Source organism: Hahella sp. HNIBRBA332 (assembly GCF_030719035.1).
In the GTDB taxonomy this organism is placed as follows: Bacteria; Pseudomonadota; Gammaproteobacteria; order Pseudomonadales; family Oleiphilaceae; genus Hahella.
Map to the genome: position 1 here is coordinate 2,927,226 of NZ_CP132203.1, position 16,117 is coordinate 2,943,342.

Consider the following 16,117-nt stretch of genomic DNA (forward strand, 5'->3'; position numbering starts at 1 on the left):
ATGGTTTATATACGTCCTCCACATGGATTTGGTTCTTCATATAGACAACGTTGTTCGGTATATTGGCCCGCAACATGTAGAAACTATTTCCCTTTTCCGGTAGGTACTTATCATGCGGATCGTCTCATTCAACGTAAATGGCGTACGTTCACGTCTTCATCAGCTGAAAGAACTTATCAGCCAATACCAGCCGGACATCATCGGCCTGCAGGAAACCAAGGTCATTGACGACCTGTTTCCATTGGAAGCCATTCAGGAAATGGGCTATCAGGCGGAATATTATGGGCAAAAAGGCCACTACGGCGTCGCGCTACTGAGTAAACAGCCGGCTTTGCGCTGCTTCAAAGGGTTTGAAGGCGACGGCGAGGAAGCTCATAAACGATGGATTGTCGGCGAGTACGCGGCCGGCGGCCAAACCCTCGTTGTTTGCAACGGCTACTTTCCTCAAGGCGAGAACCGAAGCCATCCCGACAAATTCCCCAATAAGCAACGCTTTTACGCCGGAACACTGAACTTCCTGAAACAACGCTCCCCGGATCAACCGATAGTGGTGATGGGCGACATGAACGTTTCGCATACGGATAACGACATTGGTATCGGCGAAGAGAACCGGAAGCGCTGGCTAAGAACCGGAAAGTGCAGCTTTTTGCCCGAGGAGCGCGAATGGCTGAACCGCCTTTTAGACTGGGGATTGGTGGACACATTCCGTCAACATTTCCCGGACGTCAAAGACCGCTACAGCTGGTTCGACTACCGTAGCCGCGGATTTGAGGACGATCCCAAGCGCGGCCTGCGCATCGACTTGATTCTCGCCACTCGCCCCTTGGCCGCTCGCTGCGTCGACGCCGGCGTATCCTACGAGATTCGGGGAATGGAGAAAGCGTCCGACCACTGCCCAATCTGGGCTGATTTTGACCTGGGATGACGCAACTCATCCCATAGAGTTTGGGGTGTGATTATCGATTTTCGTCGTCCGGAATTGCCTTAAACACACGAAAAGTGAATTATTATCGGGACTTGGAAACCACAGGATGCTAAGAAAGGTTGCATGAAAACAAGGGAGCGCATCATCCACATCAGCCTGGACCTGTTCAACCGGTTCGGCGAACCCAACGTCACCACCCTGCAGATTGCGGACGAACTCGATATCAGCCCCGGCAACCTTTACTACCATTACAAAAATAAAACCGAAATCCTGCATGAGCTTTTCGCGCGCTTTGAACAGCAGATGCTGGAGTTGTTGGACGTCCCCAATGTAGAGATCAGTATTGAAGATCAGTGGCTATTTCTGCATCTGATATTTGAAAGAATCGCCGAATACCGCTTTTTCTATAAAGACTTGGTTAATATTCTGCAGCGCTACGAGCGCATCCGCCCCCGCTTTAAAAAAATCCTTCATAAAAAGACGGAAGCCTCGTTGACGATATGCTCCAGCCTTCGCGATCAAGAGATCCTGATCGGCACCAGTGAAGAACTGGAAGCGCTTTGCAACAATATCGTTCTGACCATTACTTACTGGCCAAGTTTCGACCTCATTCGCCACCCCGCGGACGCGCAGGACATCGATTTATCGCATGGGGTATATCAGGTCATGTCGCTGGTGGCGCCCTACCTCCGCGACGGGGAAAGGCAGGCGCTGATGACTATGAGCCGGGAGTATCTCACCTAGCGCCCAGCGATGGGATTTAAGAGCGCTTCCCACTCTACTCGCCGCTCTTTTTCGATGCCTCCAGCTCGTCGATTTTCGCTTTCAGTTCTTCGATTTCCCGGCGTAACGCCTCGAACTCTTTATAAGTAGGCATGCCCAAACGGTGCAACGCGCGCGAAACCCTTTGATCAAAGACCTGCTCCAGTTTATCCCAAGTGGTGTTGGCCTTGTCTTTCACCTCTTCCACCCGGTCCTCAACCGCCTTCAACTGCTTTTCAAACACCCCCCGGGTTTTCTTTTCCAACTCTTCTCCCTCCTGAACTAACTTCTCAAATACTTTGCCTGCGTCTTCTTCCGCCTTATTGTAGGCGCCCAGACCGGCCAACCAGATTTGCCGCGCTGAGTCCTTTATTTTTTGTGACACCTGCTTTGGAGAATTAGGGTTGTTGTCCTGATCAGTCATAGTCGTGCACTCAATTCGCCGCCGATTCCATTTTCCATTCTGTTTTACCGCGTCCACGCGCCTATTTTTTTAAACGCTTCGCACCAAATAATGCGACATACTAACGTGCGTGAACGCCTTTATTAAATAGGCTAGCCGTGTTATCTAATTAAATAAACACAACTTCAAGGAGCGCTGTTTGCTAAAAGTCGACTACGAGCACCTCAGGCAAAGCCGCCAGGGAATATGGATCGCCCTCGATCTGTTCATGCTCTTCTTGCTGATCATTAACCTGTCCCTGATCATTATTGACGCTCTATTCGATACAGCGGCGATGCAGTTCCTGACGCGCAACTATACGCCTTGGCTACATGAGCCCCTGGTGTTGATGCATGAGAACTTTTTATTGGTGGACCTCGCCTTCGTCTCGTTGTTTATCTCGGAGTTTATGCTGCGCTGGTTTGTCGCCATAAAAGAGAAAACATTCGAGCGCTGGTACTTCTTTCCGTTTCTGCACTGGTATGACCTGCTTGGCTGCATACCGTTAGGATCCACCCGGTTACTGCGCTTCCTGCGCATCTTTTCCATTATCTATCGCCTGCACAAATATAAAATTATCGACATCACCAGCACGCGACTGTTCACGTTTTTCGCCTTTTATTACAACGTATTCCTGGAAGAACTCAGCGACCGAGTGGTAGTCAAAGTTATTTCCGGGATCCAGGAAGACCTGCGTCATGACTCCGAGATTGGACGGCGTATTGCGGAAAAAATTGTTGAACCGAGACTGCCCGTGCTGGCGGAAACCTGGTCGCACATGGTGACCCAACTGTCCGGCAACATGCGCTCCAACCCGGACAATCCTCTCGTCGCAAAACTGCGTCGTAGTCTCACTGACGCCATGCAGTCCCACGCCAATTTCAGACGGGTCAACGCCATCCCGTTTATTGGCAGCAATATCACCGGCAGATTGGAGGACACCATCGCCGACATCGTAGTCAGCACCATCGCCAACCTGCTGGAAGACTTGGAGATTCCCGACAACATTGAGGGCGTCAAAAGCAGCTTTGAGCAACTTAACCTGCGTAGCGGCGGAGCCTTAATGCAGTTGGACAATCAAGTGATAGAGCTCATTGTCGACATTCTTGAGCTGTCTAAAGAACAGGTGGCGGTGCAAAGCTGGAAAAGAGAGCTGCGAGCCGCCCAGAATGCAGGTCCAGTAGATAAAAGCGTTAAAGATATATAAACCCACTTTTTCATTCTATGCGGCGATATAAAGCCCATGCTATATATTTAGTATAAAGTGATAAGAACTGTCACTGGCGACACAATCAACACATAATGGATTTTCACAGGTGGGCGCAGAGTAGAAAAAATGGGCGCGGGCATAAAAACCGGAGTTTTCGACACGCTTGTGGATTGGCTGGTCAAAGAAAAACCAGTCGCTGAGATCCCCTTGAGCAATTTCGACCGCCTGCGTCATGAGATCCGCCCCTGCGACGTCATTCTGGTGGAAGGCCGCTCCCGTGTCAGCGAAGTTATCAAGGTCGTCACCCAAAGCCGCTGGTCCCACGCCGCCTTGTATATCGGTCGCCTACATGAAGTTGAAAGCCCCTTTACGCGCAAGAGAATTTCCGAATACTACGATGGCCAACCCAATGTGCAGCTTATCGTCGAAAGTGAGTTGGGCCGAGGCACCGTGGTGCGGCCGTTATCCAGTTACGACCGTGACCATGTCCGCATATGCCGTCCCAGGGAGCTGAATTATCAGGACGCGCAGAATGTGCTGAATTACGCTATCCGACAACTGGGCGCCAACTACAATATTCGCCAGATCTTCGACCTGTTTCGCTTTCTACTGCCCTGGACCATCCTGCCCCGACGCTGGCGCTCCTCTCTGTTTCGCTCTCACCCTGGATTGCCGACGGAAACCGTCTGTTCCACCATGATCGCGGAGGCCTTTAACTCAATTCAGTACCCTATTCTTCCTCTGGTCAAAAAGACCTCTGCGCAGGGTATCCAGCTTTTCCGCCGCAACCCCAAACTGTGTACGCCCAGTGACTTTGACTACTCCCCCTACTTCGACATCATCAAGTACCCATTTGTGGACTTTTCGCACAGCAAGTCTCGCTATCGATTATTGCCATGGAAAGGCAACGAGAAACTTTCTCCCGAAGAGAGCAACTTTTATATCGATGATCTACCGGGTTATCAGGATAAACTGGAATAATTGATCCATCTGCCTGCCTATATATCATTCATGAAAGGCTTCTTATATTGTTATAAGAAAATATGATTAAAAAACAACCTCTTTCAATTTGTAAATATGTGTAAAAGATCAATACTTAAGATGACTGACTTGCTCAACCCTGCTGGTCAGTCATGTAGGAAGTCTTTCATGGATACTACTCACACCTCTAGCCCGAAGCCTCTCCCTGGGTTTCGGGTTTTTTTGATCTCGCTCACAAACTCATATAACGAAAGTAATTAGCGCCAAAATCAGAAGCTTATGATGCAGCTTCAGATTTCATCAATGCGTCCTTATCGATATACTAGCGTCCCATAAGACATAAGAAAAACGCTGCAATGTCGCCAAGGATAAATGACATGAAATTACGCCCCCTTTTAAGAAGGATTTTTGTTTCAGAGGAACTGGAGCGCCAATATACAAACATCGCAAAACCTGTCGGAACTCTCGGATACGATCCCTGGGGTCTCAATGTAGACACTAACATCGTCGCAATGGCTCTTTTCAAACCCATCTTCGAGAAGTATTTCCGGGTTGAGACTCAGGGCATTGAAAATATCCCCGCATCCGGACCTGCGCTGATCGTCGCCAATCACAGTGGTCAGCTCCCTATCGACGGCGTTCTCATCGCCTACGCGCTAGCCACACGCAAAATCAATCCCCGCATTCCCCGCGCCATGATCGAGCGCTTCTTCCCCACGGTTCCTTACATTGGCAATCTGCTCAATCAAATGGGAGCGGTGCTGGGTGATCCCGTTAATTGCGCCAAGATGCTGGGACGGGAGGAAGCCATCATCGTTTTTCCGGAGGGCGTCCGCGGATCCGGCAAGTTATACAGGGATCGATATCAGCTGAAACGTTTCGGCAACGGCTTCATGCACCTCGCCATGCAACATAACGCACCAATTATTCCTGTTGGCGTCGTTGGCTGTGAAGAAACCATCCCCGCCATCGCCAATATCGCTCCGCTGGCGAAGATGCTGGGCATTCCTTACGCCCCCATCGCAATTCCGTTTATTTTCCCGGCGAAGGTCATTTTGAACTTTGGCGAACCACTACATTTCGAGCCAGGAGATATTACGGAAGACGAAGTGACCAAACGCGTGGATAAAGTGAAGACAGAGGTCAACCGCCTGATCGACAAGGGACTGCACGAACGGAAAAGGGTATTTTAATGGCAGCGAGAAGAAAAAAGACCAAACCAGAGTTACTTGTTACCGGAGCGGCCGGGGCTCTCGCCCAACAGGTCATTACGCGCCTGCGGGAAAAATATAAAGTCATCGCGGTGGATTTCCGCGAACAAGTGTATCTGGGCGATGACGTTCCCAGCTATCGGATCGACGTCAATAAGCGCGGATTCGAGGACATTTTCCGTAAGCACGAAATCACCGGCGTCATCCACCTCGGCAGAATGATCGCCAGTGAAGAAAACAGAATGCGCCGCTACAACTCCAACGTGCTTGGCTCCCACCGTCTTTTGGATCTGTGTCATAAATACCACATCCACAAGGTGATTATTCTCTCCACCTACCATGTTTATGGCGCCAATGCTTACAACCCAGCGCTAATTGATGAAGGCGCTCCTCTCAAAGCTGCGGAGTTGACCATGGACTTGATCGACTCGGTGGAGCTGGAGAATCTCGCCAACATTTATCTCTGGAAGTATCCGGATTTAAACATCACCGTCCTGCGCCCCTGCAATATCGTCGGCCCTGACGTCAGAAATACCATGTCTCTGCTGCTTTCAAGCAAATATTGTCCTGTGCTGGCGGGATTCTCCCCGATGATGCAGTTCATCCATATTGAAGACATGGCGGACGCGATTGTCGCCGTCATCAACAGCCGCGATCATCGAGGCATCTATAATGTGGCGACGGAAGACTGGGTCGCCTATCAAGAGGCGCTGGACCGCTGCGATTGCGTAAAAATCCCAATCTGGTCCATTCCGCCTATTGCGCCAAGACTGATAAGCAATATGCTGCAACTTAAGTCGTTCCCGTCCTATTTGCTGAACTATTTCAAATATCCAGTGATCATCGACGGCCAACTATTCAGGTCGACTTTCGGGTTCACCCCTAAATATTCACTGGATGAAATTTTCAGTTATTACCGTAACTTAAAGGGGTAACGCTGAGAACCTTCGGTAGACCCATACTTGCCCTGTGCGGCTTCTTCACGTATGTACTAGACTTTTTATTTAAGGCGAACGCACACGCGGAGAAGTCGACATGGGGCACTTCGATCTGATGGACTACGCACTGAAGCGATATTACAACCCAGGCGCAGTCATGACAGAAGAGGAAGCGAGCAGGCATCCGAGCCTGCGCCGAACGACAGGGTTGTATAAGTGGAAGAAGAAAATAGTGCGGAATGTCTGGTTAATATCCGGGCTGTTTATGTTGGCTAACCCATCCCTGCCGGTTATTGTCGCCACAGCGATATTTACAGCCTTCATTTCCTTCAGCATACTTGACGAATCCATCTAATCTGACTTTGACATCTTTGACGGGCCTAGTATTGCAGTATGGTTATTAATTTCGGAGCCATCAGTCACGCAACTGGCGCCCTGGTTTACTTTCTTATTACGCTTCTGCTCGCAAGGGGTTATATGCGCCGCCTTGTGGACAGAGCGTTGTTGACCGCTTGCCTGGTCACTTCTATCTGGCTGGGAGCGCTTGCCGCGCAGCAGGCTATCGGGGCCCCCTCTTTCGTCACCCGTTACAGCCTGGAAGTCGTTCGCAACGCAGCCTGGATTGGCGTGCTTTTCATCATACTGGGCATTAATCTCAGCCCCAGGAAGAGCAATACGCCAACCCAGTACTGGCTTGGAATGTCTATCATCGGCGTATTGGCGATCATGCTGGTGGCGGGCTTCACCCGCAGCTTTACCGACGAACCGCTGATTTCGGGCCAATGGCTGCTGCTAGGTCAAATCAGCGTCTCCCTGGCGGGGCTGGTCATGCTGGAACAGGTATGGCGCAACGCCACTGGCTATAAGCGCTCAAATATCCGCTACCTCTGCCTGGGCATTGGCGCTTTTTATATTTACGACTTCTTTTTGTATTCTGACGCACTGCTGTTCAATAAGATCTCCGCCCCGTTCTGGGATGCCCGAGGCGCTGTAAACACTATCTGCGCACCGCTGGTTGCGCTCACCATGGTCAACACGCGCAAGCAACCCATTGACGTACAGATATCCAGACAGTTCGTCTTCCATACCAGCGCTCTCGTGTTCGCAGGTCTGTATCTCCTCATCATGTCCGCCGGCGGCTACTACATCAATACCGCGGGCGGTTCCTGGTCCGAAGCGCTGCTGATTATTTTCTTCTTCTCTTCCACCATCATTCTGGTGCTGCTGGGCAGCTCCGCCTGGTTGCGCGCCCGATTGATGGTCTTCATCAGCCAGCACTTCTTTAACTACAAATATGACTACCGGGAAGAGTGGCTGAGCATCACCCGCTTACTCACCGCGCTAGATTCCGATGAAGCGCTGGAAAAAAGAATTATCCGGGTCATGTCCAACCTGGTCGAAAGCCATGCTGGCGCCTTATGGCTGAGAGATGAGGACAACAGCTTCTCGGCGAAAGCCTTCTGGAATATGGGTGAAATCAAGTTCGACAAAATCGACGTTAGCTCCGAACTGATAGAGTTTTTGAGTCAGGGCGACTGGGTCGTTAATTTGAAGGAGTACCAGATCGACCCTACCCGCTATCACCTCATGGAAATACCTGACTGTATTTGGAACACCAAAAAGCCCTGGCTTATCGTTCCGTTGTTCGTTCGAGAAAGTCTGTTTGGTTTCGTCTTAATCGCAGAGCCCATCGCCAAAATAGAGCTCAACTGGGAAAACTACGATCTGTTGAAGATCGTCGCCCGTCAGGCTGGCGGCTATCTGGCGCTGCTGCAGACTCAGGACAGGCTTTCTGAGTCGAAGCAGTTTGAAGCGGTAAATAGAACTTCCGCCTTCATGGTGCACGATTTAAAAACGATCATCGCCCAGCTATCGTTACTGGTTAACAATGCAGAGAAACATAAAACCAACCCAGTCTTCATTGACGATATGATACGCACCACCGAACATGCCTTGAAAAAAATGAACCATCTGCTGGTGCAAATCAGGAACCCCGTCACCAAAGACGAAATTACCCAGTTTGATCTGGTCGGCCTGATCAAGGAAGTCATCGCCAACGAGTCCAAACGTGAGCCCCACCCATCCTTCAGCGGTGAAAGTTCAGCAATTTCCATCACCGCTGACCGCGATAAACTGAAGAGCGTATTTGTGCACCTAATCCAAAACGCACAGGACGCTACGGACAAAACGGGCGAAGTCAGCATTTCCGTAAAACGTAGCGCCGGCTGGGTCGTCGTGTTTGTACAAGATACCGGCTGCGGCATGACGGATGAATTTATCAAAGGCCAGTTGTTCAAACCCTTCGAAAGCACCAAAGGGTTAACAGGTATGGGTATCGGCGTATACCAAAGCAGAGAATATATACGCAAACTCGGAGGGTCGGTCGATGTGACTAGTCAAGTTGGCGTAGGGACCTGTTTTACGATCAAAATTCCCATTGTTGGCGCAGCCGTTCCTACCCCTGGATTCAGCAATACGAAGGCGGTTAACCAGTAAAGACAAGCAAAGTAGTAAAATATCCTGACAGGCCATTCTTCCTCTGTTGTCTTTGGGGATTTCCCTGTTAACATGTACCGCCAAAAACTACATACCTCCGTTCATGGATATTTAAGGTTCGATCAGTCTGTGAAGAAAAAACTACTCATTGTTGAAGACGACCCGGGTCTTCAAAGCCAGATGCGTTGGTGTTTTGAGGACACAGAAGTCTTCGTCGCCGACGACCGTGAATCAGCCCTGTCGCATCTTCGACGCGTCGAACCGCAGGTCGTTACTCTTGACCTGGGTTTACCTCCCGATCCTGGCGGAGCCAGTGAAGGTTTTGCGTTGCTTCAGGAAATTCTTACGCTTGCGCCGATGACCAAAATCATAGTCGTGACCGGTCGCGAAGAACGCGAGAATGCGGTGAAAGCTATCGGTATGGGCGCCAGCGATTTTTATCAAAAACCTCTTGATGCGGACATTCTGTCATTCGTCGTCAATCGCGCCTTCCGCCTGTATGAACTTGAGCATGAAAACCGGGAGCTTCAGCAAAGCAAATCCACCTCCCGCCTGAAAGGCATCATCGCTTCCAGCACTCAAATGTTGGAGGTATGTCGAACGGTGGAGAAGATCGCTCCTGCTGACGTCACCACACTCATCCTTGGTGAAACAGGTACAGGCAAGGAAGTGCTCGCACGTGCGATTCATGATCTGAGCCCCCGCGCAGACCACAATTTCGCCGCAATCAACTGCGCCGCCATTCCTGAAAACCTGCTGGAAAGCGAGCTGTTTGGCTATGAAAAAGGCGCGTTCACCGGCGCCACTCAAATGAAAAAGGGAAAAATAGAGTTAGCTCACGGCGGAACTCTATTTTTGGATGAGATCGGCGATATGCCAATGTCTCTGCAAGCCAAGCTGCTGCGTTTCCTACAGGAACGCGTCATTGAGCGCGTCGGCGGGATGAAAGAAATCCCAGTCGACGTTCGCGTCATCTGCGCAACTCACAGAGAAGTCACCCAGCTTATCGCCGAAGGTCATTTTCGGGAGGACCTGTACTACCGGGTCAGCGAAATCACCTTAAAAGTTCCTCCTTTGCGCGAGCGCATGGGCGATTCCATTGTTATCGCCAGATCGCTACTGGAGAACTTTACGAAAACGCTTGATAAGGGCGTCATTGGGTTCAGTGACGACGCCATCCGCGCCATTCAATGTTACGAGTGGCCGGGTAACGTTCGTGAGCTGATCAATAAAATAAAGCGCGCAACCATCATGTGCGACGAAAAGAAAATAACAGCCAAGGATCTGGAGCTCGGCGAACAACCTCAGTTCGCCGGGGATATTCTGAATCTTCGCCAAGTCCGCGAAGAGGCGGAAAAGCAGGCTATAATTCAAGCGCTGCAATCTACTCAAAACAATATGGCTAAAGCGGCCAGGTTGCTTGGCATAACCCGACCGACGCTGTATAACCTGACCGATAAGTACAATATTTCGTCCTCCTGATACAGGGTGAATCAAGGAAACAATCATGCTACTTCGAAAAGCAGTATCCCTTAAAATTATAATTATGGCCGCATTCAGCCTCTTGGTTGCATGTAGCGGCCAAGACAACAGCGCCCCCTCCAAGGAAGAAATTCAGTTCAAGAGTCATTTGGATCAGGCTCGCTTTTTTCAAAAACAAGGGCAGCTAAAAGCAAGTATTCGTGAAGCGCAAAACGCTATCAACATCAACCCTTCCAGCAGAAAGCCATTTCTGATCATCGCCGAAACTTTGCTGATTACCGGCGACGCCGTCAAAGCAAAAGATGCTTATGAGCAAATGCTGAAAGTTCAACCGGAAACAGCCTCAAAGGGCGAGCTTAATGAAGCCCACGTTGGTTTGGCGAAGTCCCTGCTGTTGCTCGGAAAAGTTGATGACGCCATGGTCGAACTCGACAAGATACAAGAGCCTAACGCAACTTTGTCAGCTCGAGCAGACATCGTAAGAGGCGATATAGAACTGTCAAAACGCAATACTGACGCAGCTCGCACTCTCTACGACAAAGCACTCCAATCTGACCCGAAATCATTCCAGGCGCTACTTGGCTTATCCAAAGCCTCATTTTTACAGAATGACAAGGATGGCGCGGCAGCGGAGCTGAAGAAAGCCGAGGAGCTTGCGCCAAATGATTCTGACGTTTGGCTCTGGAAAGCCAAAATGTCCGCCCTGGACAAGAATTTCCCTGCCGCCGAAGACGCCTATGTCCGTGCGCTGGAAGACATTGGCCAGTATGACCTGATGACGCTGCAAAAGTATCAGACCATTTCAGAATTAATCGAAGTGCTGCGCGCCCAAGGCAAACATGCCGAAGCCTTCACCTACCAGGAAGTACTGGATAAATCCGGTCCTGGCAGCATCAAGAACAGCTATGTTTCAGCGCTCGAAGCAGTTAAGAACAAGGACTATACAAAAGCTGAAGAGTACCTGAAAGGTATTCTTGAAAAAGCGCCGGGGCACAGAGAAGCAGGCGTTCTTTTGGGCATGGTGAAATATCAGCAAGGCGACTGGGAAGCAGCCGACAAATACCTGAGCCAATTCGCAACGGAAGACGTCAACAGCGCCGTCACCAAAGCCCTGGCAGCCACCAAGCTTAAGCTGCAGCAACCCGAAGCCGCAGCTCGCCTGGTAGAAAAATTACCGAAGGAAGATCCCGATTCGCTGTCTATTTACGGCGTAGCCGAGCTAGAGTCTGGGAATCTGGCGAGCGGCGTAGAAGCGCTTGAAAAAGCGTTGGCGCTGGATTCATCCAACACTGTATTGGTCGATAAACTAGGCAAAGCCTATCTGGCCAATGGTCAAGCAGACAAAGCCATTACCTTGCTCTCAGACAGCAAGGACAAGAACCCCAAGAGCGAAGGTATTCGCGCGCTTCTGGTCTCCGCTTACGCTAAGGCAGGAAAAGGCGACCAGGCCAAGTCAGAAATCGAAGATTGGAAAAAAGCGATTCCAGATAGCGCCTTGGCGCTTAATGCAGAGGGCGCATACTATTCCAGCCTCGACCAGTTTGATAAAGCAGAAAAGGCGTTTGACCAAGCCAAGAAGATTTCTCCAGACCTGAAAACGCCATACCGCAACTCCATTCTGCTGTTCGCAAAGACACAGAACTGGAACAAACTGCTGGACGAAACAAAAGGGGCTGTCAAGCAGTTCCCCGAAGACTTAGCACTAATTCGCGCTTTGTTTGAGGCCGCCAATAAGCTTAACAAGCTTGACGAAGCTACCTCTTACTTAGAGGATATTGCAAATAACGTGACCACCACGGCAGCCCCCAGTCTAACGCTGGCGGAGTTCTATGCTCGCACTGGCGAGTTTGATAAAGCGCGCCAATTCTTGAATAAAGCCAAAGGCCTCGATTCAGCCGGATCACAGCTAGAAAGCACGACACTTCTGGTCGCCACATTAGAAATTCCTAGCTTAATCAAAGCTCAGAAGAATGAGGAAGCTCGCAAACTAGCCACAGAAGTAGCCAAGACTTTGCCTGATCGCATAGAAGCGAGACTGCTACCCGTTAAAACTGAGTTTCTGACGGACAATGAAGCCGCAGGCGTAAAACTGCTCAACGAAATCAAAAAAGAATTTAGCGACTCTTCCCTCCCCTATGAAGTGGAAGGCGACCACTACTACAGTAAAGGCGAATACGAAAAAGCAATCAATGCATTCCAGCTAGCCTGGTATCAAAAACAAAGCCAGTCTCTGGCTATTAAGATGCATGAAACGCTGAAAAAAGCTCAGGCTGGCGCGAAATCACTAAAACCACTTGAGGAGTGGGTTTCCATTGAGCCAAATAGCCCACAAACCATTACATTGCTCGCCATGGGCTACCAAGCTAACAACATGCCCGATAAAGCGATCGAACAGTATGAAAAGCTGCGTCAGATCCGCCCCAATGACGCTGTAGCGCTTAACAACCTGTCCTGGCTCTACTTTGAAAAAGGCGACGCCAGAGCGTTGGAGCTGGCGGAAAACGCCTACAAATTGCAGCCAGAGAGTGCAGCTATCGCTGATACCTATGGCTGGATCTTGTACAAAAATGGCGACGCCCAAAATGCCCTGCCCATCTTAAAGAAGGCAGCGTCTTTGGACAGCAAATCCGAAGAAATCAAAGCCCACTATGATGAAGTGGCCAAAGCGGCTGGCCAATAAAATAACAACCTAAGCTGGCGGCCCAGGACATATCCAGGTCGCTATAATAATTAAAAAGGGGCGCTGTTTAGCGCCCCTTTTTTATGCCAATGACCCGTCCTGAATAGAGTTGACACATTCCAGCCCTGACTTTGAGAGAATGTGATGAATCAACGAGTTAAGCGGACACAACAGGACCACACCCTGGCTTTTAAACAGGCGGCAGTGGATCAGGTGGAAGGCGGTGAGCCAGAATCCTACCATGCCGAGCTCCCCACCCACCCCGGAACAGCGAATCAAGTAGCTTACGGTTATGACTGCTATCAGAACGCGCTGATGGAGCGGGCGAACGGGATCTTGAAAACGCAGTTCCTACCGGTGCGGCCAGGGAACCTGGGCAGGCCCGGACGACGGTCGATGAGTCCGTGGGTATTTATAACCGGGAGAGGCCACATCTGGCCCTGAAATACAAAACGCCCGATGCGGTGCATCGGGCGTTCTGAGACGAAATAGGTGTCAACCTATTTTAGGACTAGACACAATGCAAATAGATTAGATCGGCATCAGCATGCCAACTTTGCCACTGTTTTCACCACATCAATAACTTCATCTATTTCTCCGACAGTTATTCCTTCGTGGCATGGTAATGTTAACAACCTATCCGCAAACTCTTTAGCAGCAGGGAAATCATCTCTACCATTTTTTAGACGCATATTAATCCCTTCTATTTCGGGCAAAGGAACCCGATAAAACGCATTAGCGCCATATCCGAGCCTATTCAGCTCCAACTCCAAATGATCACGCGTCGCACGCGTAGGGGCCAGGATTGGAAACCTCAACAAGCCTTTTCGCGAAACATCATTAGCCTCGCCATCCACCACAAGCTTCCAGCCAGCATTCTGAAGTTCCGCCAACCCTTTAGCGTACGCAGCCACTTGAGCTTCACGAATAGCGTAAAAATGCTTAAGACCTACTGAGACGAGCTGATCCATCCCCTCCCTCACTTCAATGTACTGAAGAGGGTGATAAGTCGTAGCGCCAATATTCAATAAAGGTATGCGTTCCAGCACTCCATACGGATAACGCATTACTAGTGTATTCACGATGAGCGCCTTCAGCTTCCACACCCAATTAACGACAAGCTGTGAACGCACAAGTCCTGCCGTTACACCCGAAATGAGCTCGGAATGGACAGGTTTAAATAACAGCGCACCACCCCCCATCAGATTTACAGGCTTCCCTCTGCCGTAACTGAGTATGGCGAAATCCGCATACGCCGCCTCAGCAGACAAGGGAACAGGGGCCTGAGCCGAGTCTTCTATTAACATAACGCCTTGGGCGTCAGCAATCTCCCTCAGCTTATGCAATCGCTCATACATACCCAGAAAGTTAACAGCTACAATAGCAACCGTATTTCCAGTCAACGCCTGCTGAAGCTTTCCAAGATCCAGAAAAAAAGAACCCGCCTCAAAATCAACCAGAACAGGAGACGCCCCTTGGGCAATTAACGCCGCCACCAAATCTGGACAGGCATACGCGGGTAGAATAACCTCCGGGGCACCAACAACTGATGACGCTTTTGCTTGCATCGCAGCAGCCACAGCCAAGGATAAGGCTGCAGTACCACTATTAGTGTAGATATGCTGATAATTCGCTTTCCATGGAATATCCACCGGCGCATCTTGCGACTGATAAACTCTGCCGCCTACGGGCCTGACTTTAGCTAACACGTTCACTTCCTATTATCGTTTGGATGGCGTCCATACGGTCATTCTCGTCCCTTTGAAGAAATCAATGGTAGCTTTGGCAATCGCCAAGTTTACCTGGACAAAGAAGTAAGGAATTTTCACATACACTTTTTCACGCAAATCTGGCTTGAAATGGCCAATCAATACCAGCAAGTAAAACGCGATCTGCCCTAACAGCACCAAGGAATAGACTCCTCCCTGGTAATTCAGAAGCAAACTAAAAACTAGCAACGCCGCCAAAAACCAGGGAACGGCCCAGCGCATTACTTTATGACTTAACACTTGAACCGCAAACCAACCAAACTGCACAGGACTTAGAACCTGGGGATGACGCGACAACGCGGTAATTCCCCTGATAATTGTCCGCACCTTACGCTGGTACTCTTTCTGCGGATCAGCAACGTCTTTATAAAACCCCAACACATCAGGAGCCGTCACCGCAACCAGATCTTTTTTCACGCAGTTGAGGGCTGTATTAAAGTCGCTAGGGGAGTAAATATCCCATTCTTCACATACCTTCTTTCTTGCAGCGAAGAAAGAACCGCTCAACCCAACCAAACCAAAACGTTCGGACTCCAAGCGACGCAGCCACATTTCGTACTTGACGTACGCTCCTTCTCCCGCCACCTGATCATCATTGGTAATGAAGCGATCCTCACTGGACACCGCCCCTACTCTTTCATCTGCAAAGTAGCTTTCCAACTTTTTGATTGCATCAGCTGGGATCTTTGTCGCCACATCCGAAAACACAAGAATTTCGCCCGCAGCAATAGTGATCGCTTGCAACTGAGCGTACTCTTTCCCCTTGCGCTCATCAGCTCTGGCTAGCCGAACCCCTTTATCCGCGTACTCTCTGACAATATCGTCCGTTTCATCAGTAGAGCAGTCTGACGCAACAATAATCTCCATGTCGGGATAGTCCAGCTCCAAACTGTTTTCTATCTTCTCCCGAATACGATCTCGCTCGTTGTGAGCTGTGATAATGAGAGAGACTTTTCTTGAGGCCGCCCCTTCCGCCCTGACCATTCTTCTTTTTGGCAGCAGCTTCAAAATCAAAGGATATAGAAAGTAACTATACACTGCGCCAAACAACGCCACCCAGAATAGTATTTTGAGCATGGGTCACCTATTCAAAATTAAGCTGAAATTCTTCTCAAACCCCATCCACATACATTAACGCGACCCCATAATAATCAGGTATTACGTCAACACCGTGTTTGGCGCAGGATATTAGCATATCGCCAATCGCAAGTTGGAATTTTT

Annotated in this window: 13 protein-coding genes and 1 pseudogene; 11 read left to right on the plus strand and 3 right to left on the minus strand. The window is 49.9% G+C overall.

From position 1 onward, the window contains the following. The first annotated feature begins 112 nt into the window (after positions 1-112). The gene (gene xthA, locus O5O45_RS12990; protein ID WP_305905642.1) at positions 113-925 is read left to right on the plus strand and encodes an exodeoxyribonuclease III; all 813 of its coding nucleotides are present in this window, start codon (positions 113-115) and stop codon (positions 923-925) included. 123 nt (positions 926-1,048) lie between these two features. After that, complete coding sequence (locus tag O5O45_RS12995; protein WP_305905643.1) at positions 1,049-1,669, plus strand: TetR/AcrR family transcriptional regulator; 621 nt, start codon at positions 1,049-1,051, stop codon at positions 1,667-1,669. 34 nt (positions 1,670-1,703) lie between these two features. On the opposite strand, the gene O5O45_RS13000 is transcribed toward O5O45_RS12995, so the two are convergent. Further along, entirely contained in the window at positions 1,704-2,111 is a 408-nt protein-coding gene (locus tag O5O45_RS13000) for a phasin family protein (protein ID WP_305905644.1), read from the minus strand. Positions 2,112-2,289: 178 nt separating this feature from the next. Here O5O45_RS13000 and O5O45_RS13005 point away from each other — a divergent pair, with 178 nt between their 5' ends. From O5O45_RS13005 to O5O45_RS13045, 9 genes and pseudogenes are all read left to right on the plus strand, one after another. Then, positions 2,290-3,336 (plus strand): hypothetical protein, encoded by a 1,047-nt coding sequence (locus tag O5O45_RS13005; protein ID WP_305905645.1) that lies wholly within the window; start codon positions 2,290-2,292, stop codon positions 3,334-3,336. Positions 3,337-3,465: 129 nt separating this feature from the next. After that, positions 3,466-4,320 (plus strand): YiiX/YebB-like N1pC/P60 family cysteine hydrolase, encoded by an 855-nt coding sequence (locus tag O5O45_RS13010; RefSeq protein WP_305905646.1) that lies wholly within the window; start codon positions 3,466-3,468, stop codon positions 4,318-4,320. Between the two features lie 377 nt (positions 4,321-4,697). After that, positions 4,698-5,513 carry a lysophospholipid acyltransferase family protein gene (locus O5O45_RS13015; protein WP_305905647.1) on the plus strand — a complete coding sequence of 272 codons (816 nt, stop codon included), beginning with the start codon at positions 4,698-4,700 and terminating at the stop codon, positions 5,511-5,513. Then, positions 5,513-6,466, plus strand: a complete 954-nt coding sequence (locus O5O45_RS13020) for an SDR family oxidoreductase (RefSeq protein WP_305905648.1) — start codon at positions 5,513-5,515, stop codon at positions 6,464-6,466. Before O5O45_RS13015 ends, O5O45_RS13020 begins: the two co-directional genes overlap by 1 nt. 100 nt (positions 6,467-6,566) lie before the next feature. Next, positions 6,567-6,824 carry a hypothetical protein gene (locus O5O45_RS13025; RefSeq protein ID WP_305905649.1) on the plus strand — a complete coding sequence of 86 codons (258 nt, stop codon included), beginning with the start codon at positions 6,567-6,569 and terminating at the stop codon, positions 6,822-6,824. Between the two features lie 38 nt (positions 6,825-6,862). Continuing rightward, positions 6,863-8,965 (plus strand): XrtA/PEP-CTERM system histidine kinase PrsK, encoded by a 2,103-nt coding sequence (gene prsK, locus O5O45_RS13030; RefSeq protein WP_305905650.1) that lies wholly within the window; start codon positions 6,863-6,865, stop codon positions 8,963-8,965. A gap of 129 nt (positions 8,966-9,094) precedes the next feature. Continuing rightward, the gene (gene prsR / locus O5O45_RS13035) at positions 9,095-10,447 is read left to right on the plus strand and encodes a PEP-CTERM-box response regulator transcription factor (RefSeq protein ID WP_305905651.1); all 1,353 of its coding nucleotides are present in this window, start codon (positions 9,095-9,097) and stop codon (positions 10,445-10,447) included. Positions 10,448-10,472: 25 nt separating this feature from the next. Continuing rightward, complete coding sequence (locus O5O45_RS13040; protein WP_305905652.1) at positions 10,473-13,127, plus strand: tetratricopeptide repeat protein; 2,655 nt, start codon at positions 10,473-10,475, stop codon at positions 13,125-13,127. A gap of 285 nt (positions 13,128-13,412) precedes the next feature. Next, a pseudogene (locus tag O5O45_RS13045) lies at positions 13,413-13,609 on the plus strand (integrase core domain-containing protein); the annotation flags it as partial. A gap of 60 nt (positions 13,610-13,669) precedes the next feature. Here the strand turns inward: O5O45_RS13045 and O5O45_RS13050 are convergent. Both O5O45_RS13050 and O5O45_RS13055 read right to left on the minus strand, forming a co-directional pair. After that, positions 13,670-14,836: a DegT/DnrJ/EryC1/StrS family aminotransferase gene (locus O5O45_RS13050; RefSeq protein ID WP_305905653.1), complete on the minus strand. Its 1,167-nt coding sequence runs from the start codon at positions 14,834-14,836 to the stop codon at positions 13,670-13,672. Between the two features lie 12 nt (positions 14,837-14,848). Then, the gene (locus O5O45_RS13055; protein WP_305905654.1) at positions 14,849-15,973 is read right to left on the minus strand and encodes a glycosyltransferase; all 1,125 of its coding nucleotides are present in this window, start codon (positions 15,971-15,973) and stop codon (positions 14,849-14,851) included. Positions 15,974-16,117 lie beyond the last annotated feature (144 nt).